17 protein-coding genes are annotated in these 20,452 nt (G+C 72.0%); 9 read left to right on the plus strand and 8 right to left on the minus strand.

Annotated elements, in window-relative coordinates; genetic code table 11:
- Window positions 1–65: 65 nt before the first annotated feature.
- Window positions 66–902 carry a siderophore-interacting protein gene (locus tag ACZ4AA_RS18970; RefSeq protein WP_467602902.1) on the minus strand — a complete coding sequence of 279 codons (837 nt, stop codon included), beginning with the start codon at window positions 900–902 and terminating at the stop codon, window positions 66–68.
- A gap of 100 nt (window positions 903–1,002) precedes the next feature.
- Window positions 1,003–1,941 carry a 5'-3' exonuclease gene (locus ACZ4AA_RS18975; protein WP_467603317.1) on the minus strand — a complete coding sequence of 313 codons (939 nt, stop codon included), beginning with the start codon at window positions 1,939–1,941 and terminating at the stop codon, window positions 1,003–1,005.
- A 179-nt stretch (window positions 1,942–2,120) separates the two neighbouring features.
- Here ACZ4AA_RS18975 and ACZ4AA_RS18980 point away from each other — a divergent pair, with 179 nt between their 5' ends.
- The 4 genes from ACZ4AA_RS18980 (at window position 2,121) to ACZ4AA_RS18995 (ending at window position 7,928) form a co-directional block, all read left to right on the plus strand.
- A complete protein-coding gene (locus ACZ4AA_RS18980) occupies window positions 2,121–3,200 on the plus strand; it encodes a quaternary amine ABC transporter ATP-binding protein (RefSeq protein WP_467602906.1) in 1,080 nt (359 codons plus the stop codon).
- Window positions 3,193–5,805, plus strand: coding sequence for an ABC transporter permease/substrate binding protein (locus tag ACZ4AA_RS18985; protein ID WP_467602909.1), 2,613 nt, complete (start codon window positions 3,193–3,195; stop codon window positions 5,803–5,805). The genes ACZ4AA_RS18980 and ACZ4AA_RS18985 overlap by 8 nt, the downstream gene beginning before the upstream one ends.
- Window positions 5,806–6,552: 747 nt before the next feature.
- Window positions 6,553–7,134 carry a helix-turn-helix domain-containing protein gene (locus tag ACZ4AA_RS18990; protein ID WP_467602912.1) on the plus strand — a complete coding sequence of 194 codons (582 nt, stop codon included), beginning with the start codon at window positions 6,553–6,555 and terminating at the stop codon, window positions 7,132–7,134.
- 80 nt (window positions 7,135–7,214) lie between these two features.
- The gene (locus tag ACZ4AA_RS18995) at window positions 7,215–7,928 is read left to right on the plus strand and encodes a helical backbone metal receptor (RefSeq protein ID WP_467602915.1); all 714 of its coding nucleotides are present in this window, start codon (window positions 7,215–7,217) and stop codon (window positions 7,926–7,928) included.
- Between the two features lie 189 nt (window positions 7,929–8,117).
- On the opposite strand, the gene ACZ4AA_RS19000 is transcribed toward ACZ4AA_RS18995, so the two are convergent.
- The 4 genes from ACZ4AA_RS19000 to ACZ4AA_RS19015 all read right to left on the minus strand — a co-directional run bounded on the left by ACZ4AA_RS19000 (window position 8,118) and on the right by ACZ4AA_RS19015 (window position 13,107).
- The gene (locus ACZ4AA_RS19000) at window positions 8,118–9,941 is read right to left on the minus strand and encodes a choline/carnitine O-acyltransferase (protein WP_467602919.1); all 1,824 of its coding nucleotides are present in this window, start codon (window positions 9,939–9,941) and stop codon (window positions 8,118–8,120) included.
- Window positions 9,938–10,783: a class I SAM-dependent methyltransferase gene (locus ACZ4AA_RS19005; RefSeq protein ID WP_467602922.1), complete on the minus strand. Its 846-nt coding sequence runs from the start codon at window positions 10,781–10,783 to the stop codon at window positions 9,938–9,940. Before ACZ4AA_RS19005 ends, ACZ4AA_RS19000 begins: the two co-directional genes overlap by 4 nt.
- A 62-nt stretch (window positions 10,784–10,845) precedes the next feature.
- Window positions 10,846–11,715 (minus strand): HalD/BesD family halogenase, encoded by an 870-nt coding sequence (locus ACZ4AA_RS19010; RefSeq protein ID WP_467602925.1) that lies wholly within the window; start codon window positions 11,713–11,715, stop codon window positions 10,846–10,848.
- Between the two features lie 240 nt (window positions 11,716–11,955).
- Window positions 11,956–13,107, minus strand: coding sequence for a TDT family transporter (locus tag ACZ4AA_RS19015; protein WP_467602929.1), 1,152 nt, complete (start codon window positions 13,105–13,107; stop codon window positions 11,956–11,958).
- Window positions 13,108–13,177: 70 nt separating this feature from the next.
- Here ACZ4AA_RS19015 and ACZ4AA_RS19020 point away from each other — a divergent pair, with 70 nt between their 5' ends.
- Entirely contained in the window at window positions 13,178–14,101 is a 924-nt protein-coding gene (locus tag ACZ4AA_RS19020) for a LysR family transcriptional regulator (protein WP_467602932.1), read from the plus strand.
- A gap of 126 nt (window positions 14,102–14,227) precedes the next feature.
- Here ACZ4AA_RS19020 and ACZ4AA_RS19025 read toward each other — a convergent pair whose 3' ends face one another.
- The gene (locus tag ACZ4AA_RS19025) at window positions 14,228–14,908 is read right to left on the minus strand and encodes a gamma-glutamyl-gamma-aminobutyrate hydrolase family protein (RefSeq protein WP_467602934.1); all 681 of its coding nucleotides are present in this window, start codon (window positions 14,906–14,908) and stop codon (window positions 14,228–14,230) included.
- A 136-nt stretch (window positions 14,909–15,044) separates the two neighbouring features.
- Complete coding sequence (locus ACZ4AA_RS19030; RefSeq protein WP_467602937.1) at window positions 15,045–15,782, minus strand: FadR/GntR family transcriptional regulator; 738 nt, start codon at window positions 15,780–15,782, stop codon at window positions 15,045–15,047.
- A 77-nt stretch (window positions 15,783–15,859) separates the two neighbouring features.
- Here ACZ4AA_RS19030 and ACZ4AA_RS19035 point away from each other — a divergent pair, with 77 nt between their 5' ends.
- The 4 genes from ACZ4AA_RS19035 to ACZ4AA_RS19050 all read left to right on the plus strand — a co-directional run bounded on the left by ACZ4AA_RS19035 (window position 15,860) and on the right by ACZ4AA_RS19050 (window position 20,445).
- On the plus strand, window positions 15,860–17,230 hold the full coding sequence (locus ACZ4AA_RS19035; protein WP_467602940.1) for a glutamine synthetase family protein: 1,371 nt from the start codon (window positions 15,860–15,862) through the stop codon (window positions 17,228–17,230).
- 8 nt (window positions 17,231–17,238) lie between these two features.
- Window positions 17,239–18,615: an aldehyde dehydrogenase family protein gene (locus ACZ4AA_RS19040; RefSeq protein ID WP_467602943.1), complete on the plus strand. Its 1,377-nt coding sequence runs from the start codon at window positions 17,239–17,241 to the stop codon at window positions 18,613–18,615.
- Window positions 18,612–19,403: a 3-oxoacyl-ACP reductase gene (locus ACZ4AA_RS19045; protein ID WP_467602946.1), complete on the plus strand. Its 792-nt coding sequence runs from the start codon at window positions 18,612–18,614 to the stop codon at window positions 19,401–19,403. Before ACZ4AA_RS19040 ends, ACZ4AA_RS19045 begins: the two co-directional genes overlap by 4 nt.
- A 121-nt stretch (window positions 19,404–19,524) precedes the next feature.
- Entirely contained in the window at window positions 19,525–20,445 is a 921-nt protein-coding gene (locus ACZ4AA_RS19050) for a DUF2510 domain-containing protein (RefSeq protein ID WP_467602948.1), read from the plus strand.
- Window positions 20,446–20,452 lie beyond the last annotated feature (7 nt).

Genomic DNA, 20,452 nt, shown 5'->3' on the forward strand with positions numbered 1-20,452 from the left:
TCAGGAGGCGGGCCCGCATGACGCGGGCCCGCCTCCTGACGGGGGGTGCGGGGAAGGAGCCGGCGTCAGGCCGAGGTCTCCTGTTCCGCCTCCACCCGGGCGTTCCAGTCGCGCTTCGCGGCCTGCCAGCCGTCCTCGTTGTGGCCGAGGCGCCAGTAGCCGGAGATGGACAGGTCCTCACGCGGAATCCGGTGCTCGACCCGCAGCAGCGCCCGCAGTTCCTTCACGAAGCCCGCCTCGCCGTGCACGAACGCGTGCACCCGGCCCTCCGGGAACTCCAGGGCCCGTACGGCCTCCACGAGGGCGGCGCCGACGGGCCGGTCGCCGCGATGCAGCCAGACGATCTCCGCGTCGGAGTCGATCTTCTGCTCCTCCTCGGGACCGGAGACCTCGACGAAGGCACGGACCGTGGCGGCGTCGGGCAGCGACTCCAGCGCCGCGGCGATGGCGGGCAGCGCGCTCTCGTCACCGGCGAGCAGATGCCAGTCGGCGTCCGTGTCGGGGGCGTAGGCGCCACCGGGGCCCATGAACCGCACGGCCTCGCCCGGCTGCGCCCGAAGGGCCCACGGCCCGGCGAGCCCCTCGTCCCCGTGCACCACGAAGTCCAGGGTCAGCTCACGTGTCTCGGGGTCCCAGGCGCGCACCGTGTACGTCCGTGTCACCGGCCACTGCTCGCGCGGGAACTCCTCGCGGACACGCTCCAGGTCGAAGGGCTCGGGATAGGTGACACCCGGCGGTCCGAACAGCAGCTTCACATAGTGGTCGGTTCTGCCGCTCGTGGCGAAGCCGGCGAGGGTGTCGCCCCCCAGCACCACGCGCTGCATGTGAGGGGTCAGCCGCTCGGTCCGCACGACCTTCGCGGAGTGGGGCTTCCGGGGCTTGCGTTCCGGGCGCTCTGCCATCACTGCCTCCTGTTCACATGGTTAGGCTTACCTAAGTTAGCACCTCTTCGTGTGCGGTAACCATGCATGAACCGGTATCGGTCACGCCAGAAGTGTTCATCTATGCCTCCAAAGTCGTGAGCAGACGGTTCAGCGAGCCGCCAAGACCCCAGCGCGCGGCCAGCTCGTCCAGCTCGGCGGGACGCCGCGGGGCGTGCGGCAGCGCGGTGTCCACCTCGGGGAGCGGTACGTCCCCCGCCACCTTGACGACCGTCGGCGCCACCGCGAGGTACGGGCGCGACTCGTCCAGCCGCTTGCGCTGCGAGGGCGTCAGCTTCGCCCTGGGGTCCTCGACCGCGGCCATGATCCCGGCCAGGTCGCCGAACTCGGCCAGCAGCTTGGCGGCCGTCTTCTCCCCGATGCCCGGCACCCCGGGCAGCCCGTCGCTCGGGTCGCCCCGCAGCAGCGCCAGATCCGCGTACCCCGGGCCGTCGACGCCGTACTTCTCGCGCAGCCAGGCCTCGTCGGTCAGCTGGAGCGTGCCGACGCCCTTGAGGGGGTACAGCACGCGCACGCCCCGCTTGTCGTCCACGAGTTGATACAGGTCGCGGTCGCCGGTGACGATGTCGACCGGGCCGCTCGCCCGTCCGGTGAACGTGCCGATCACGTCGTCCGCCTCGTACCCGGCGACCCCCACGCGCGCGATGCCCAGCGCGTCCAGGACCTCCTCGATGACCGGCACCTGCGGGGAGAGCGTGTCCGGCACCTCCTCCTCGTCCGGGCCGGTCTCGGTCGGCACCGCGACCCGGTGCGCCTTGTACGACGGGATCAGGTCGACCCGCCACTGCGGACGCCAGTCCGCGTCCATGCAGGCCACCAGATCGTCCGGCCGGTGGTCCTTGACCAGGCGGTCGATGAACTCCAGCAGTCCGCGCACCGCGTTCACCGGTGTGCCGTCCGGGGCCTTCACGGATTCCGGCACGCCGAAATAGGCGCGGAAGTACAGCGAGGCGGTGTCGAGGAGCATGAGTCGTCGCGTCTGAGCTGTCACGCTCCGCATCATGCCGTACGCCACGGACAGTGACCTGGACCACTCCCCCGTTTGCTCCGTGTAAGCGGGGGCAGGCGCGGCCTCTGAACGAACTCGGTTGCATATGGAACGTATTCAACCGTCACCGGCAGCCGGGACCACCTGAACCGCCCGTCCAGCGTGTGCCCCTGCCCCGAAGAGAGGTACCTGTGTCATCCAGGCTTGAGGCCGACCATCTCTACAAGGTGTTCGGAAGACGATCGGAAGAGGCCGTGGAGCGGCTCCGTCAGGGGGCCGACCGTGAGGAACTGCGCGCCGACGGCACCACCGCCGCCGTGATCGACGCGTCCTTCACGGTGGAACCGGGGCAGATCTTCGTCGTCATGGGCCTGTCCGGATCCGGCAAGTCGACGCTGCTGCGCATGCTCAACGGTCTGCTGGAGCCCACCGCGGGACACGTGCGCTTCGACGGCCAGGACCTCACCGCGCTCAGCGCGCGTGAACTGCGCGAGGTCCGCTCGCGCAAGATCAGCATGGTGTTCCAGCACTTCGCGCTGTTCCCGCACCGCAGCGTGCTGGAGAACGCCGGGTACGGCCTCGAGGTCCAGGGCGTACCGGCCGCCGAACGCCGGGAACGGGCGGCCACCGCCCTGGAACTGGCCGGACTCGCCGGCTGGGAGAAGTCCTGGCCCGACGAGCTCTCCGGCGGCATGCAGCAGCGGGTGGGTCTCGCCCGCGCGCTCGCCACCGACGCCGATCTGCTGCTGATGGACGAGTCGTTCAGCGCGCTCGACCCGCTGATCCGCCGCGACATGCAGGACCAGCTGATCGAGCTCCAGAAGAAGCTCGAGAAGACCATCGTCTTCATCACGCACGACCTCAACGAGGCCATGCGCCTCGGCGACCGCATCGCCGTCATGCGCGACGGCCGCATCGTGCAGACCGGCACCGCCGAGGACATCCTCGTCCGGCCCGCCGACGACTACGTCGCCTCCTTCACCCAGGACGTCGACCGCTCGCGCGTGCTGACCGCCGGCGCCGTCATGGACACGGACGTGCGTGGCGACGAGGCCGACTGCGCCTGTGAGAAGGCCAGGCCGGACACCCCCTTCGTGGACCTCTGCGCGATCGCCTCCCGCCTCCCGCACCCGGTCGCCGTCCTCGACGCCGGGCACGCCCTCGTCGGTGTCGTCCCCTGGCAGCGGCTCCTCGGCTTCCTCGGCGACGAGCGGATCGCCCCCGCGAACTGTCCCGGCGGACGGGACACGGGGGTGAAGGCCCATGCCTAGGGTTCCCTTCGGTGACTGGGTCAACAGCGCGGTCGACTGGCTCCTCAACCACATGGCCTGGCTCTTCGACTTCCTCAAGACCGTCTTCTCCGGCACCTACGACGGCATCGACGCCGTCCTCCAGGCGCCTCAGCCGCTGCTCCTCTCCGGCATCCTCGCCGTCGTCGCCTTCTGGCTGCGCGGCACCTCCGCCGGTGTCCTCACCTTCGCCGGATTCGCCTTCATCGACTCCCTCGGACTGTGGGAGGACGCGATGACGACCTTGTCCCTGGTCCTCGTCGCGACGCTGATCGCCCTCGTCGTGTCCGTGCCCGTGGGCATCTGGGCGGCCCGCTCCGACCGGGTCAGCGGCATCGTCCGGCCGGTCCTCGACTTCATGCAGACGCTGCCCGCGATGATCTACCTCATCCCGGCGATCCTGTTCTTCGGGACGGGTGCCCCCGCCGGCATCGTCGCGACCCTGATCTTCGCGCTGGCCCCCGGCGTCCGCATGACCGAACTGGGCATCCGCCAGGTCGACAAGGAACTGGTCGAGGCCGCCGACGCGTTCGGCACCACCCCGCGCGCCACGCTGCTGCGCATCCAACTGCCGCTCGCCCTGCCCACCGTCATGGCGGGCGTCAACCAGGTGATCATGCTGGGCCTGTCCATGGCGGCCATCGCCGGCATGGTCGGCACCGGCGGTCTCGGCGGCGACGTCAACGAGGCCATCGGCCAGCTGAACGTGGGCCTCGGCTCCGAGGCGGGCGTCGCCATCGTCATCCTCGCGATCTACCTCGACCGCATGACCGGCGCGCTCGGCACCCAGGTCTCCCCGCTCGGCCGGCGCGCCGCCGCCCGCGCACGGGCCGCGCAGGGTGTGAAGCTCTGGTCGTACCGGCCCCGTCCCGCGTTCGCCCTGGTGGGGGTCGTCGTCCTCGCCCTGGTCGCGGGCGGTATGGGCCTGTTCGGCGGCGCGGGCACGCCCGCCACCGCGGCCGACGGCCAGGACGTCGGGCAGGGCAAGAAGATCACCATCGGCTACATCCCCTGGGACGAGGGCGTCGCCTCCACCTTCCTCTGGAAGGAGATCCTGGAACAGCGCGGCTACCAGGTCGAGGCCAGGCAGTTCGACGCCGGACCGCTCTACACCTCGCTCGCCCAGGGGGACATCGACTTCGAGACCGACTCCTGGCTGCCGACCACGCACGCCGAGTACTGGAAGAAGTACGGCAAGCAGCTCGACGACCTGGGCTCCTGGTACGGCCCGACGTCCCTGGAACTCTCCGTGCCCGCCTATATGAAGGGCATCGACTCCCTCGACGACCTCAAGGGGCAGTCCGCGAAGTTCGGCGGACGGATCACCGGCATCGAGCCCAGCGCCGGAATGATGGGCCTGCTCAAGAGCAAGGTGCTCAAGGCGTACGGGCTCGACAAGGAGTACAAGGTCGTCGACAGCTCCACGCCCGCGATGCTGGCGGAGCTGAAGCGCGCGTACGCCAAGAAGCAGCCGATCGTCGCCACCCTCTGGTCGCCGCACTGGGCCTACAGCGACTACAAGCTGAAGAAGCTGAAGGACCCGAAGGGCGCCTGGGGCAAGGGCGACGGCGTGCACACGCTGTCCCGCAAGGGCTTCGCGCAGGACGACCCGGTCGTCGGCGCGTGGCTGAAGAAGTTCCGGATGACCGAGAAGCAGCTGACCGGTCTCGAAGCCGAGATCAACACGGCCGGCAAGGGCAGGCAGCAGGACGCCGTGCGCGCCTGGCTGAAGAAGAACCCCTCGGTCGTCGGCGACCTCGCCCCCGTCAAGGGTTCCGCCGCCGCGCCGGCCGAGGCGAAGCGCCCGCTGGACGTCGCCTGGTTCCCCTGGGACGAGGACGTCGCCGTCACCTACCTCTGGAAGAACGTGCTGGCCCGGCGCGGCTACACGGTCAACCTCAAGCAGATGGACGTCGGCCCGGTCTACACCGGCCTGGCCTCCGGTGACCTCGACCTCAACTTCGACGCCTGGCTGCCGCACGCCCAGTCCAACTACTGGGACCAGCACAAGAGTGACCTGAGGGACCTCGGCTCCTGGTACAGCCCGACCTCCCTGGAGATCGCGGTCCCCTGGTACGTGAAGGACGTCAGGTCCCTCGCCGACCTCAAGGGCAGGTCGAAGACCTTCGGCGGGAAGATCATCGGCATCGAGCCGGGCACCGGCGAGATGAACCTCCTCAAGAAGAAGGTGCTTCCGGGCTACGGCCTGGACAAGGAGTACGAGGTCGTCGACGGCTCCACGCCCGCGATGCTGGCCGAGCTGAAGCGCGCGTACGCCAAGAAGGAGCCGGTCGCGGTCGTGCTCTGGTCGCCGCACTGGGCGTACAGCCAGTACGGGCTCACCAAGCTCTCCGACGACAAGAAGCTGTTCGGCGAGGGCAACACGATCCGGACCATCGCCGGCAACGAGTTCCCCGGCCGGTACCCGGAGCTCACGCGGTGGATCAGGAACTTCCGGATGAGCGAGTCCGAACTCGGCGGCCTGGAGAGCGAGATCAGGCAGCACGGGCAGGGGCACGAGGAGCAGGCCGTCGCCGCGTGGGTCGAGAAGCACCAGGACGTCGTGCGGCGGATGACTCCGCGGTAGAAGGCGGGCCGTCATCGCGCGGAGCACGGGGCGCGCGGTACGCGGTTCACCCCGAGGGGTGGTCCCCGTCGTCAGGGTCGGTTCGACCGGACGACGGGGACCACCCCTCACCGCGTTCCCGGAGCCCGAGCCTCGTGGCGTTCCCGGAGCCCGCGCCTCGCCGGGCCGCCCGCGCGCCGGCCGGTCCGCACACGTGGACGCCGGTCCGTACACCCGGGCGACGGAGCCGGTGGCCGCGTACTGACGTACGGGAGAGTTCCGGACAACCGTGGCGCTCCCGGCGGCCGTGCCCGCCGGGAGCGCTCCCGGGCCGGGCCGTCCGCCGCGGGGCCGCCGCACCGGCCCGCCCCGGAGGGGGCCCGCTGGCCCGGCGCACATCAGCCCCGTGTGCGCGGGAACCCCCGGACGCGACCACCGCCGTGCGCCCCGGTGTGACGCGATGCGCCAACTGCGCACCGGGGAAGCGGAGTTCGGGCCACCGTCGAACCGCCGAAGGGTCCGGTCGGGCCTCCCGCCCTCGTGATCGGCCCTTTCGCCCCGGTACGCGGGGGTGGCGGCGCCGGGCGCACGACGGCTCGCGCGGTGGCGCGAACTGTAACCCTCACACTCCCTCGAAGTGACAGCGATGTGACGGCTCCATGAAACGGTTTGCCGAACATGCGTAGGGTGCAAACAACTCAACAGAACCGGCGGACCGGAAAACCGGGCGGTTCGTGGACCGACGACGCGAGGGAGGGAGCCGGAGCGATGGGCGACCACAAAGAACAGCCCCTTCGGGTGGGCGCGGCCGTACGGCGGCGGCGCCGCGCGCTGCGCCTCACCCTCGCCGTCGTGTCCGAGCGCAGCGGTCTGTCGGTGCCCTTTCTCAGCCAGGTGGAGAACGAGCGGGCGCGGCCCAGCAGAAGTTCCCTGGAGCGGGTCGCCGAGGCCCTCGGCACCACGGCCGCCGACCTGCTCGCCGCCGCCGACCCGGCGTGCAGCGTCGACGTCGTGCGCGCCGACGCCGGGGCCGAGTTCACTCCCGAGGCGCAGGCCCGTCCCCTGGTGCGCGGTCACCATCAGCTGCACGCCACCGAGTTCACCGGCGAACACGAAGAGGCCCGCGAACTCCAGCACCGCAACGACAAGTTGATGTACGTCGCCGACGGCGGGGTCGAGGTCGAGGCGGAGGGCCGTGCCCATCGCCTCGGACGGGGCGACACGCTCTATCTGACCGGTGGTGTCCGCCACCGCTGGCGCGCCACCGTCCCGGACACCCGTGTGGTGGTCGTCGAGGTCGCCGACCACATCGACGCGGTGGAGGACCCCCACACCTTCGGCAAGCGCTGAGGCGTACGGGCGAGGAGACGCCCGGTGGCGCCGCGCGAGAGGATGGGGGACACGGGAACGGCGTCAGGGAGGCGGACGGTATGCGCGTGGTGTCCCTCGTGCCCTCGCTGACGGAGGCCGTGGCGGTGACGGTGCCCGCCGCCCTGGTCGGCGCGACCGACTGGTGCAGCCACCCGGCGGACCTGGACGTCGCCCGGATCGGGGGCACCAAGAACCCCGGCCTCGAAGCCGTCGTACGCCTCGCGCCCGATCTCGTCCTCGCCAACGAGGAGGAGAACCGCGAACCCGATCTGGCCGCTCTGCGCGAGGCCGGGATCGAGGTGCTGGTCACCGAGGTCCGGGACGTGCCGGGTGCCTTCCGCGAGCTGGACCGGGCGCTCGCCGCCTGCGGCGCGCGCGGACGTCCGCGCTGGCTGGACGAGGCGGAGGCCGCCTGGGCGGAGCCGGCCGTTCCGGTGCGCCGCAGGGCCGCGATCGTGCCCGTCTGGCGGCGGCCCTGGATGGTGCTGGGCCGCGACACCTTCGCGGGGGACGTCCTGGCCCGGCTGGGCGTCGACAACGTGTACGCGCACCACGAGGACCGCTACCCCCGCGTCCCCGTCGCCGAACTGAACGCGGCGGGCGCGGACCTGGTGGTGCTCCCCGACGAGCCGTACCGCTTCACCGCCGACGACGGGCCCGAGGCCTTCCCCGGAGTGCCGAGCGCCCTCGTCGACGGCCGCCTGCTGACCTGGTACGGCCCGTCGCTCGCCGAGGCCAGGACCCGGCTCGACGAGGCGCTGCGAGACCGCTGAAGCCGTCGGCCACCGGGCGACGCGGTGGCCTTCGGCCCGGACCGTCGGCCGCTCGCCGGGTGCGGCGTCGACGCGGCGGTGCGGTCGAGGGCCGTGGGCCGAGGGGCTCACGGGCACGGGGTGCCGCGAGCGGCGGGCCGCCGGACCACGGTCCCCGGCCGGGAACCACGGTCCGGCGGCGGGATCCGGTCAGGCCCCGGGCCGCTCGGACGCCAGCAGCTCACGGAGTTCGTCCATCGCCTCCCCGAGCCGGTCGGCGAACGTCCGCATCTGCCCGGCGACCGCCGCCGGCGTGCTCAGGTAGAGGTTGAAGCGCTCGGGAAGCAGCACATAGGCGATGCCGATGCACTGGCTGCTGGTCGACCCGAAGCCGAAGTACTGGATGTTCACCGACGGCGCGGAGCTCGTGCTCAGATAGTCGTCCCGCATGGTCAGCCAGCCGGGCGACCGGTACAGCGCGGGCTGCTCGGTCACCCCGAGCTCGGCCCCCCGCCGGCGCTGGATCAGCTCCAGCTCCCACAGGTGCTGCTCCGGCGCCTGCCCGCCCTGGCACTCCCTCGCGCGGGCCACATGGGCCTCCGTGGCCGCCCGGAACGCGCCGCGCCGGGTGTCGGCGTCCGCCGCCGGGTCCTCCATCGCCGCGACGAAGGCCACCATCTCGGGGGTGACGACACGCATCGCCTCGGTGCGCCCGTGCCGGTACTGCCGGGTGGCGATCGATTCGTACGTGGCGCCCAGGTGCCCCTTGGAGCGCTGGTGGGCCAGCTGGTAGGCGGCCTGGACGAACGCGTCCGGCGAGACCCGCAGCACCTTGGCCGCGCTGCTGCCGAAGTCCGTGAACGACAACGTGCTCGTCGCGGTGTCCTGCCCGTACGCGGCGAACGCCTCGGCGGCGGAGCGCGCCTGTTCCCGCAGCGTGTCGTCCAGTTCGAACACGATCGGTTCCAGCGCGGGCAGCCCCTGGGAGCGGGCTCCGGACTGCCGGGACTGCTCCTCGGCGGGGGTGTTGAGCAGGGCGTCGGTGAAGCCGAGGATCGTCGTCCCGTCCAGCTCGCAGTGTTCGACGTTGATGCCGGCCCGGCCGTCGGCGAAGACGACGAAGGTCACGGCCTTGTCGAACCAGCGGTTGCCGCGGTCGCCGTACAGCAGCTGGTCGCAGGCGTCCTGGACGTCGGCGGGCGCGAAGTCCTCCAGCGCGACGCAGAACAGCGCGGTCTCGACATCGTCGAGGGCGTCGGCGTTGCGGGGGTGGCAGGCGAGAAGGGACTCCCGGGCGGCCGCCCATTCCGCGCGGGCCATGGTGGTGAGGTGGCCCACCGAGGTGTCCGCGCCCGCCGGTTCGGCCTTCATCACGGCGCGCAGCCCCGCCTCGATGTCCTCCAGGCTGTGCGGGACACCGTCGGGGCCCAGCACGTCCAGCCGGAACATGGCGCCCCGGAAGAACACCACGACGTGCCGGGCCCCGGACGGGCCGGGCCACCCCTCGGTGTAGGGGGCGCGGACGGTGTCCTGCCGCGCCCCGGGGATGCGCGTGGTGGAGAACAGGAACGAGTTCTGGACCGTCGACTGAGGCGCTCCGCGCTGCACCACCGGTGCGATCAGCCCCTGGTCGAGCTGCCGCTTGTGGTTGAGGGCCCCGGCGACGAGCCCGGCCGCCCGTTCCACCTGTGCCTGGCCGGAGTCCCGGAACAGGAAGAAGAAGTTGGCGTTGAGGGCGATCCTGTCCCGGCGGCCCAGGTAGCGGTAGGGCCAGAAGACGTCGAGCCAGCTGTGGACGCCCTCCGTGGCGTCGTACTCCTCCAGCGCGGTGTGCAGCACCCGGCCGGGGCCACCGGGCCGGAGGAAGGCGGCGACCTCCGCCTCGGTCGCCGATCGCTCGTCGGCGGTCAGCAGCGGCGCGCACCAGGCGAGGAACCTCTCGCAGCTCGCCTCAAGCGTGGGCAACGGAACGCGCGGGAGGCTGTCCTCCTGGGGGGAGGCCGCAGTGCCTGACGCATCCTGACTGGTTTTCAACTCTGTTCTCGATTCGGATCGTTGGTACGCGTGGTGTCGTACGGCCGGGACAGGTGGAGCTGTGCGTAGAGCCAGCCTTCCGCCTCCAGGCCCTGTGGATCCACCCCCGCGGCCGACATGCCGTCGAGGACGAGCGCCTGTTCCCGCGCGGAGGCGAACCGCCGCTGTCTGAACACCTCGTCGACGCGGACGGTCTGGTAGCCCAGATCCGCCAGGGCGCGCTCGACGGGGTCGAACGGGAACATCCGCAGCACGAAGTGCGCCATCCAGGGCCGGTGGCCGGCCTGCGCCCGGACGACACGCGTCAGCGTCCGCTCGGTGACGTAGCCGACGCAGCCCGTCGAGATCACCAGATCCGTGCCCGAGAGCTGGGCGCGCTGCCGCGGTGTGGGCTCGTGCTCCTCCAGGTCGGCGTGCACCGCGTCGTCGAGGAACCCGGCCTCGCGGGCGTAGGACAGCGCGTTGCCGGAGGTGTCGAGGCCGACGAAGCGGATCGCCTGCGGGGGCTGGCGGGACCGGGCCAGCTCCCGGTCGCGGGCGAGCAGGGCCTCGCGGCTCTCGCCCGCACGCTCCTCGTCGCCGTAGCGCGCGTACAGCTCGTCCATGGTCGCGTCGTACTTGAGCAGGGCGGCGTTGACTCCGTACGAGCAGCCGATGTCCAGCACCTTCGGCACCGCGACGTCCCGGGTCTCCCGGTACTCCGTGATGATCTTGGAGAACCAGGGCTTGGCCTGCTGCGGAACGCCGTAGTCGAGCGGGCGCAGCACCCTGAAATAGGTGCGCGGATCGGGCTGGTCGTAGATGTGGTCGAGGGTGACTTTTCCGGTCACGTCGAAACGCACAGGGCTTACTCCTCCGTGGGATCGCGCAGGGGGAAACGGCCGGCGGCGACTACGCGTCCTCGCTAGTCCAGGAGCCGGTCGCCGCGGACCGCCCGGCCCTCGGCCGCCAGGTGCTCGGGCAGCACGCGGCCGAAGAGCTGCCGGGTCCGCTCCACGCTCCCGATGACGCCGGGGCGCTCGCTGTAGGCGAAGATCGCGGAGTGCCGCGCGATCTCGCCGCGCACCGGGCTCACCCGGTGCAGCGAGTAGCGCCCCTTGAACAGTTGCAGGTCGCCCGGTTGCAGGGGGAGGCGCCGGGTGAGCCGTTCGCCCCGGCCGTCCACCACGTCCCGGACGTCGTCGAAGTTCTCGTCCCGCGCGGTCCGGATGTTCGGGCAGTACTCGAAGACGCCGCCGGCCCGCGCCTGCTGGGTGAGCATGCTGACGGTGAACTCGTTGGTGTCGAAGTGCCAGGGGTGCTCCATGCCCGGCGCGACGACGTTGAGAACCAGTCCGGAGAGCGGGTCCGCCAGCTCGTGCAGTTCCGGCAGTTCGAAGCAGTGGGCGATGAACTGCCGGAACACCGTGTCGCGGTAGAGCCGGCTGATGAGGGAGTCCGTGGGGACGCGGTCCCGCGCGACGAACGCGTTGCCCCGCTCGAAGGTCCTGCGGCCCGGATGGTCCTGCGGCAGCGCCGCGTCCACCGCGATGTTGTAGACGTTCACCGTCTCGACGTCGTGGTGCGCCCGCGGGGCGATGGCCGAGCACTCCTCGCGCAACACCTCGCGCAGCGACGGGCGGATGAAGTCCGGCAGTACGGTGCAGCCGAGTGCCGACAGGTCGTGCCGGGCGCGGGAGACCACGGCCCGTCCCCGGGCGCCCGCGAGTTCCGACAGGGGATAGCGGGCCGTGTCGACCACCTGATCAAGCGTCAGGGCTTCCAGTGAGCGCATTCGATCCTCTCCACATGCGGGCCACCCCTCGCGCCGGCCCGCGGTTTCGCCTCTCGCGCCACACGGAGGGCGAGCGACGCAACCCGTGCGGCCGGCCGGGCCCCCTCTCGGCGTCTCGTCAACTCGGCCGGTGGAAAGGGCACTTGAAGTTCCCACAGAGGCGCCGTGCTGTCTGTGACACGTCACACTGCCCAACTGTGTGCTCCGGCATGCCTTCGCGGGCTCGACACAGGCGTGCCGTCATGCAGGAGCGGCGAGCAGCTTCCCGCTCACCAGACCGTGGGCCGTCCGGACCGCGGCCACCGACCAGGCGGCCACCAGCAGGACGTACAGGACCACGGCCAGTACCTGGAAGGCGGCCAGGCCGGTGTGGCGGGCCAGGCCCTCCGCGCCGGTCACGCAGGTGCCCACCGGGAAGGTGAAGGCCCACCAGGTCATCGCGAAGCCCATGCCCTGGCGGCGGGCCCGTACGGCCATCGCGACGGCCAGCGCGAGCCACAGCAGCGCGAACCCCAGCACGGGCACGCCGTAGAGAACGGCGAGGAGCGTGAAACCCTGGTCGTAGGGGGCGGGCACCACGCCGGGGGCGGCGTCGGCGAACTTGCCCACCGCGGTCGTCGACTGGCCCAGCGGGCCGAGCACCAGGAACAGCGTCGGGGTGAGCGCGAGCGGCAGCGGACCCGAGGTGACGAGCCGCGCGAAGATCATCGGCAGCATCACGAAGGTGGCGATCAGACTGATCCCGAACATCGCGACACAGGCGAGGAGCAGGGTCTCCCGGGGCTGTCCGGCCGGCAGGTGCGGAACGAGGAGCGGGCCGACGGCGGCCGACACCATGGGGGCGACGATCGGCAGCAGCCAGACGGGGGAGGCCTGACCGGGCTCGATGCGATGGCGTACGACCATCAGGTACGGGACCGCCACGGCGGCGGCGAGTCCGGTCAGCGTCCCGGCGGTGAACAAAACACCGTCCACGGCGACCGCGGCCGGTGTCCCGATCCAGTCCCGGCCGACCAGGAGGGTCGCGCCGCCCACGGCGAGCAGGGCCATCGAGAGGCAGCCGTAGAACGGGGCCATGGCCGGGTCGACGAGGTGGGCGCGGGCCTGGTCGCGGTGGTACGTCCAGTGCAGGACGCGGGCGGCCAGCAGCGACACCAGCAGGGTGAGCGCTAGGGCCCACACGAGGGTGCAGGCGGTGCGCAGGCCCGGCACGTCCGCCGGGAGCCCGGCTCCCGCCGTGGCCACGATCGCGGTGCCCATCACGGAGGCGTACCAGTTCGGGCCGAGATGACGGACCGCGGCGACGGCGCGGTTTCCGGGGACACGGGGGGTCTTCGTGTCGGGGAGGGTTCCCGCCTGGTGGGCGGACAAGGGCTGGGCTGCGGTGACCATGACACCACGGTCGCGCCCCCGCGGGCTCCCCACCAGGGAGTGCGTACCTATGACGACATAAGCTGGGTTTATGAGCAGCAGCGCTGACGAACGGTCCGGTGCCGGGATCGCGCACCGGGTACCCGACCTCGGCGCGCTGGAACTGCTGCTGGCGGTGGCGCGCCTCGGCAGCCTCGGGCGGGCCGCGCGGGAGCTCGGGATCACCCAGCCGGCGGCCAGCAGCCGTATCCGTTCCATGGAGCGCCTGCTCGGAGTGGCGCTCGTCGACCGGTCGCCGCGCGGGTCCCGGCTCACCCGCGAGGGCGCGCTCGTCACGGACTGGGCCCGGCGGGTGGTGGACGCGGCCGAGGCCTTCGACGCCGGGGCGCAGGCGCTGCGCGACCGGCGCGACTCCCGGTTGCGGGTCGCCGCGAGCATGACCATCGCCGAGTATCTGCTGCCCGGCTGGCTGATCGCGCTGCGCGCACAGCGTCCCGACACGGCCGTGTCGCTGCTCGCCGGGAACTCGGCCGTCGTCGCCCTGCGGCTGCTGTCGGGCGAGGCGGACCTCGGGTTCGTCGAGGGGCTCTCGGTGCCGTCCGGTCTCGACGCCACCGTCATCGCGCACGACCGGCTGATCGTGGTGACGGCGCCGGGGCATCCCTGGGCGCGCCGCCGGGTGCCCCTCGCGGCGGCGGAGCTCGCGGCCACGCCGCTCATCCTGCGCGAGGAGGGGTCGGGGACGCGCCAGGTTCTCGACTCCGCGCTCGGCGGGCTCGCGCGGCCGCTGATCGAGTTGTCCTCGACCACGGCGGTCAAGGCGTCCGCCGTCAGCGGTGCGGGGCCCGCCGTGCTCAGTGAACTGGCCCTCGGCGAGGAGCTGTCGGCTCATCGGCTGGTGGGCATTCCGCTCGCCGACGTCCGGCTGACCCGCGCCCTGCGAGCCGTCTGGCCGACAGGGCACCGGCCCACGGGCCCGGCCCGCGACCTGCTGTCCCTGACGCGGGGGGTGTAGCCCTGTCCGGGGGCGCCGCCCCCGCCGGGCGGGCCGGAACTTCCCGGCGCAGGAAGGGAGATCCAGCCCCTCCGGCGTCAGAGGAGCGGGGGTCCGGGGGCAGCGACCCCGAGAGGGTCCGACCGTTCAGGTCGCCGCCGCGATCAGGCCCCGCATCACCCGCAGGTCGTCGCCCATCTCCGGGTGCCACTGGACTCCCAGCACCCAGGCGGGGCCCGGGAGTTCGATCGCCTCCACGGTGCCGTCCGCCGCGTGCGCGCCGACCGTGAGGCCCTCGCCGAGGCGGTCCACGGCCTGATGGTGATACGTCGGTACGGCGCACGGCTCCGGTACGAGACCGGCGTACCGCGTCCCGGGGACGGGGCTCACCTCGTGCAGGCCGACGACGCCGATGTCCTTCACATGCCCGTCGAGGTGCTGGACGAGCGTGCCGCCCAGGGCCACGTTCAGGAGCTGGTGGCCCCGGCAGATGCCGAGCAGCGGGGTTCCGGAGTCCAACGCGGCCCGGATCAGGGCGAGTTCCCAGGCGTCGCGCTCATGCGCGGGCGGGCCCGTACGCGGGGAGCGCTCGGCACCGTACCGGCCGGGGTCGACATCGGGGCCGCCCGCGACGACCACCGCGTCGAGCCGGGCGACCGTCTCGGACGCCAGGCCCGGATCGTCCGGCGGCAGCATCACGGCGAGCCCGCCCGCCCGCTGCACGAGCCGCGGATAGCCGGCCGGCAGCAGCGCGGCCTCCAGCTGCCACACACCCCAGCGCGCCCCGGTCTCCAGGTACGTACTCACACCGATCAGCGGCCTGCCCACGCGCTGCTCCCTCCGGTCCGCGTCGTCGCGACGCTCATGAACGACCACGGCTTCAATGGAAAGGTCTCATACCTTTGCGGGCCGGGGGTGGGGAACGCACAGGCCCCGCGCGTCCCGTCCCGCTCAGGCGTGCCGCTCAGGCCAGAAAGCCCCGCAGCAGCGCCGCCGTGCCCGCGCAGTGCTCCCGCATGATCTCGCGTGCCCCGTCCGCGTCCCCGTCGAGAACCGCCTCGACCAGGGCGGTGTGCTGGCGCTGCGAATGCTCCAGGTTGCGGACGAGGAGCGGAATGCAGTCGAGCAGCTCGTTCACGCCGGCGCGGACGGCCGCGTACCGCGCGGTGAGGGACGCGGACCCGCACAGCTCCGCGAGCGTGAGGTGGAGCATGGTGTCCAGACGCCGGTAGTCGGCCAGCGGGGCGTCGTTCGTCCGCTCCAGCGCCTCGCGCAGCCGGGCGCCCTGCTCCGGGCCGAGACCGTGCGTCGCGCACAGCCCTGCCGCGCCGACCTCCAGCACCTCCCGGAAGCGCAGCACGTCCTCGATGTCGACCGCGGCGACCCGGCGGCGCAGCTCGTGCTCGCCCGGGGTGTCGGTGCGCGCCAGCACGAAGGTGCCGCCGTAGCGCCCGCGCCGCGACTCGACCAGACCCTGGTCCTGGAGCACCTTGAGCACCTCGCGCAGCGTCACCCGGCTGATCCCGAGCCGCTCGGCCAACTCCCGCTCCGCGGGCAGCCGTTCACCACCCGGCACCAGACCGAGCCGGACGATCTGGAGGATCTGCTCCAGCGCCTCCTCGAAACCGTTGCCCGCCCGCACCGGCCGCAGGACCGCTGTCAGCCGATCGTCCGCCCCCCGGCCGGAATCCGCCCGCGTCATCAGGTCGCGCCCCCTTCCCAAGCAATGGTTCTCCGCAATACCTTATGGCCCTCGGCTGACCCAAGGAGGCTTTTCCGGTGGCAGACCGCACACCCCCGCTCAGCGTCGAGGAACTGCGCGCCCTCGTCGGGGCCGGCGACATCGACACGGTCGTCCTGGCCTTCCCCGACATGCAGGGGCGGCTCCAGGGCAAGCGGTTCGCCGCGGCCTTCTTCCTCGACGAGGTCCTGGAGCACGGCACCGAGGGCTGCAACTACCTCCTCGCCGTCGACACCGACATGAACACCGTCGACGGATACGCCATGTCCTCGTGGGACCGGGGCTACGGCGACTTCGCCCTGCACCCCGATCTCTCCACCCTGCGGCGCGTCCCCTGGAACGAGGGCACCGCCCTGCTCATCGCCGACCTCGCCTGGAACGACGGCTCCCCGGTGGTGGCCGCGCCCCGCCAGATCCTGCGCCGCCAGCTGGAGCGCCTCGCCGACCTCGGCTACACCGCCCAGGTCGGCACCGAGCTGGAGTTCATCGTCTTCAAGGACACCTACGAACAGGCCTGGGACGCCGGCTACCGCGGGCTCACCCCGGCCAACCAGTACAACATCGACTACTCCGTCCTCGGGACCGGACGCGTCGAGCCCCTGCTGCGCCGCATCCGCAACGAGATGCAGGCCGCGGGCCTCACCGTCGAGTCCGCCAAGGGCGAGTGCAACCCCGGCCAGCACGAGATCGCCTTCAAGTACGACGAAGCCCTCGTCACCTGCGACCAGCACGCGATCTACAAGACCGGCGCCAAGGAGATCGCCTCCCAGGAGGGCGTCTCGCTCACCTTCATGGCCAAGTACAACGAGCGCGAGGGCAACTCCTGCCACATCCACCTCTCGCTCGCCGACGCCGACGGCACCAACGTGATGGCCCCTTCCGCCGAGGACACGGGCGGCATGTCGGAGGTGATGCGCCACTTCCTCGCCGGACAACTGGCCGCGCTGCGCGACTTCTCCCTGCTGTACGCGCCCAACATCAACTCGTACAAGCGCTTCCAGCCCGGCTCCTTCGCCCCGACCGCCGTCGCCTGGGGCCACGACAACCGCACCTGCGCGCTCCGCGTCGTCGGCCACGGCCGCTCCACGCGCTTCGAGAACCGCCTGCCCGGCGGCGACGTCAATCCGCATCTGGCCGTCGCCGGACTCGTGGCGGCCGGCCTGTACGGCATCGAGCGCAAGCTGGAGCTGCCCGAGGCGTGCTCGGGCAACGCCTACACCGCCCGGTACGCGCACGTCCCCACCACCCTGCGCGAGGCCGCCGAGCTCTGGGAGAACAGTCCGATCGCCCGGGCCGCCTTCGGCGACGAAGTGGTCGAGCACTACCGCAACATGGCGCGCGTCGAACTGGACGCGTTCGACGCCGCGGTGACCGACTGGGAGCTGCGCCGCTCCTTCGAACGCATGTGAGGACTCCCTTGCCGCACCACGAACTCCAGGTCCTGGACCCGGCCACCGAGGAGGTCGTCGCCACCATCCCGGCCGCGACGGCCCAGGACGTGGACGACGCCGTCGTACGGGCCGGCCGGGCGCAGACCCGCTGGGCCGCCCTCGCACCCGCCGACCGGGCCAGGCTGCTGCGCCGCTTCGCGGCCGAAGTCGACACCCACATCGAGGAACTGGCCCGCCTGGAGGTCCGCGAGGCCGGCCACACCCTCGGCAACGCCCGCTGGGAGGCGGGCAACGTCCGCGATCTGCTCGACTACGCGGCCGGGGGAGTCGAGCGATTGACAGGCCGTCAGATCCCCGTCGCTGGCGGCCTCGACATCACGCTCCTCGAACCGCTCGGCGTCGTCGGCGTCATCGCACCCTGGAACTTCCCGATGCCCATCGCCGCCTGGGGCACCGCGCCCGCCCTCGCCGCGGGCAACGCCGTCATCCTCAAACCCGCCGAGACGACCCCGCTGACGGCACTGCGGCTGGCCGAACTCGCCCTGGACGCGGGCCTGCCCGAACACCTCTTCCAGGTACTGCCCGGCGCGGGCCCCGTCGCGGGTGACGCCCTCGTCCGGCACCCCGGCGTCGCGAAGATCGTCTTCACCGGTTCGACGGCCGTCGGCAAACAGGTACTCGCCAAGGGCTCCGCCCTCCTCAAGCGCGTCACCCTCGAACTCGGCGGCAAGAGCCCCAACATCGTCTTCGCCGACGCCGACATCGAGGCCGCCGCCGCGGCCGCCCCCATGTCCTTCCTCGACAACTCCGGCCAGGACTGCTGCGCCCGCACCCGCATCCTCGTCCAGCGCTCCGTCCACGACCGCTTCCTCGAACTCCTCGCCCCGGCCGTCGAGTCGGTCGTCGTCGGCGACCCCTCCGACGAGCGCACCCAGATGGGCCCGCTGATCTCCGCGGCCCAGCGGGAACGCGTACGGTCCTACGTCGACGCCGACGCGCCCGGCATCCGCGGCAAGGCCCCCGGCGGCCCCGGCTTCTGGTTCGCACCCACCGTCCTCACCGGCGTCGACCCCGGCGCCCGCGTGGCCGTCGAGGAGGTCTTCGGCCCCGTCGCCGTCGTGCTGCCCTTCGAGGACGAGGCCGACGCCGTCCGGCTGGCCAACGCCACCGACTACGGCCTGTCCGGCTCCATCTGGACCCGTGACGTCGGCCGCGCCCTACGCGTCTCCCAGGCCGTCCGCGCGGGCAACCTGTCCGTCAACTCCCACTCCAGCGTCCGCTACTGGACCCCCTTCGGCGGCTTCAAACAGTCGGGGATCGGCCGTGAACTCGGCCCGGACGCGCTCACCGCCTTCACCGAGACCAAGAACGTCTTCATCAGCACGGAGGGTCCCGCACAGTGACTTCAGACACCCCCGAGACCAGCTGCCGCCGCCTGGTGGGCCGCACCGCCGTCATCACCGGCGCCGCCAGCGGTATCGGCCTCGCCACCGCGCGCCGGCTCGCCTCCGAAGGCGCCCACGTCGTCTGCGGCGACATCGACGAGCGGCACGGAAAGGCCGTCGCCGAGGAGGTCGGCGGCATCTTCGTCAAGGTCGACGTGACCGACCCCGAACAGGTCGAGAACCTGTTCAGGACGGCGTACGACACCTACGGCTCGGTCGACATCGCCTTCAACAACGCGGGCATCTCACCGCCCGACGACGACTCCATCCTCGACACGGGACTCGACGCCTGGAAGCGCGTCCAGGATGTCAACCTCACCTCGGTCTACCTGTGCTGCAAGGCCGCCATCCCCTACATGCGGCGCCAGGGCCGGGGCTCGATCATCAACACCGCCTCCTTCGTGGCCCGGATGGGCGCGGCGACCTCCCAGATCTCGTACACGGCCTCCAAGGGCGGTGTCCTGGCCATGTCCCGTGAACTGGGCGTCCAGTTCGCCCGGGAGGGGATCCGGGTCAACGCCCTGTGCCCCGGCCCGGTCAACACCCCGCTGCTCCAGGAGCTGTTCGCCAAGGACCCCGAGCGGGCCGCGCGCCGGCTCGTGCACATCCCGGTCGGGCGGTTCGCCGAGGCGGACGAGATCGCGGCGGCCGTCGCGTTCCTCGCCAGCGACGACTCCTCCTTCGTGAACGCCACCGACTTCCTGGTGGACGGGGGCATCTCGGGCGCCTACGTCACACCGCTCTAGGGCCTGTCCGCGAGCTCGGCCCGGCGGGGCGGGGGCGGTCCGGTCGCACCCCGTCCCGCCGGGCCGTCCGCCGCTCGTCCCCGGCAAGTCCCCCCGCCCGCGGCGGTATTAGAGTGCCGGGATGAGCGTGACACCTCCTCCCGGCTGGTACCGCGACCCGTCGTACCCGCTCGTCGAGCGCTGGTGGGACGGGGTCGCGTGGACCGACCACCGGCGTCAGCCCGAAGTCTCTCAACAGCCGCCGACACAGCCCCCGCCTGCCGACGGCTCCGGCTCGGGCCGGGCCAGGACCGTCGCCGTCGTGACGGCCGCCGTCGTCCTCGTGGCGGCGATCGTCACCGGCGCGGTGCTGCTGCGCCACGACGGCAGCGGCGGCGAGGCGGCGGCGCAGACCACGCCCGCGGCCGCGTCCCCCACCCCGACCGAGGACGCCTCGCCGTCACCGCAGAGCCCCTCGCCCTCGGCCGGTGACCCGTCCGTCGTCGTGGACGAACTGAACGGCATCACCTTCCCGGTCCTCGACGGCTGGGCGAAACCGCAGTACGCCGCCGACCACGACATGGTGCTGTCGACCCCGAGAACCTACGACTGCCCGGGCGACCCCGGGCTCTGCCGGCACGGCCGGGTCGACTCGCGTACGGCGACCGCCACCGACCAGACATCACCCAAGGCCCTCGCCGAGGGGGACATCGAGGACGCCGCCGACAGCGCGTTCGGCCACGACCTCGTCGGCAGCCGCCCCTTCCGGGGCATCACCTCGCACCGGCTGGTGAGGTCCGGCTCGGTCGCCGTCGCCGGGCGCGCCGGGTATCTCGTGCGCTGGAAGGTCACGACCGGTGTGGGGCCCGGCGGTTACGTGGAGTCCTTGGTCTTCCCGTCCAGCGTGGGCTCGCAGTCCCCGGTCATCGTCCGGTTCGCCTTCGACGCCGGCGCCGACGGGCCCCCGCTGTCCGACATGGACCGCATCACCGCCGGCATCCGCCCGGTGGGCCTCAAGGACACCGGCGGCGGTGTGGGCAGCAGCATCGGCCCGTCCACGTGATCCCGGG

This window comes from Streptomyces sp. NPDC024698 (genome assembly GCF_055559015.1).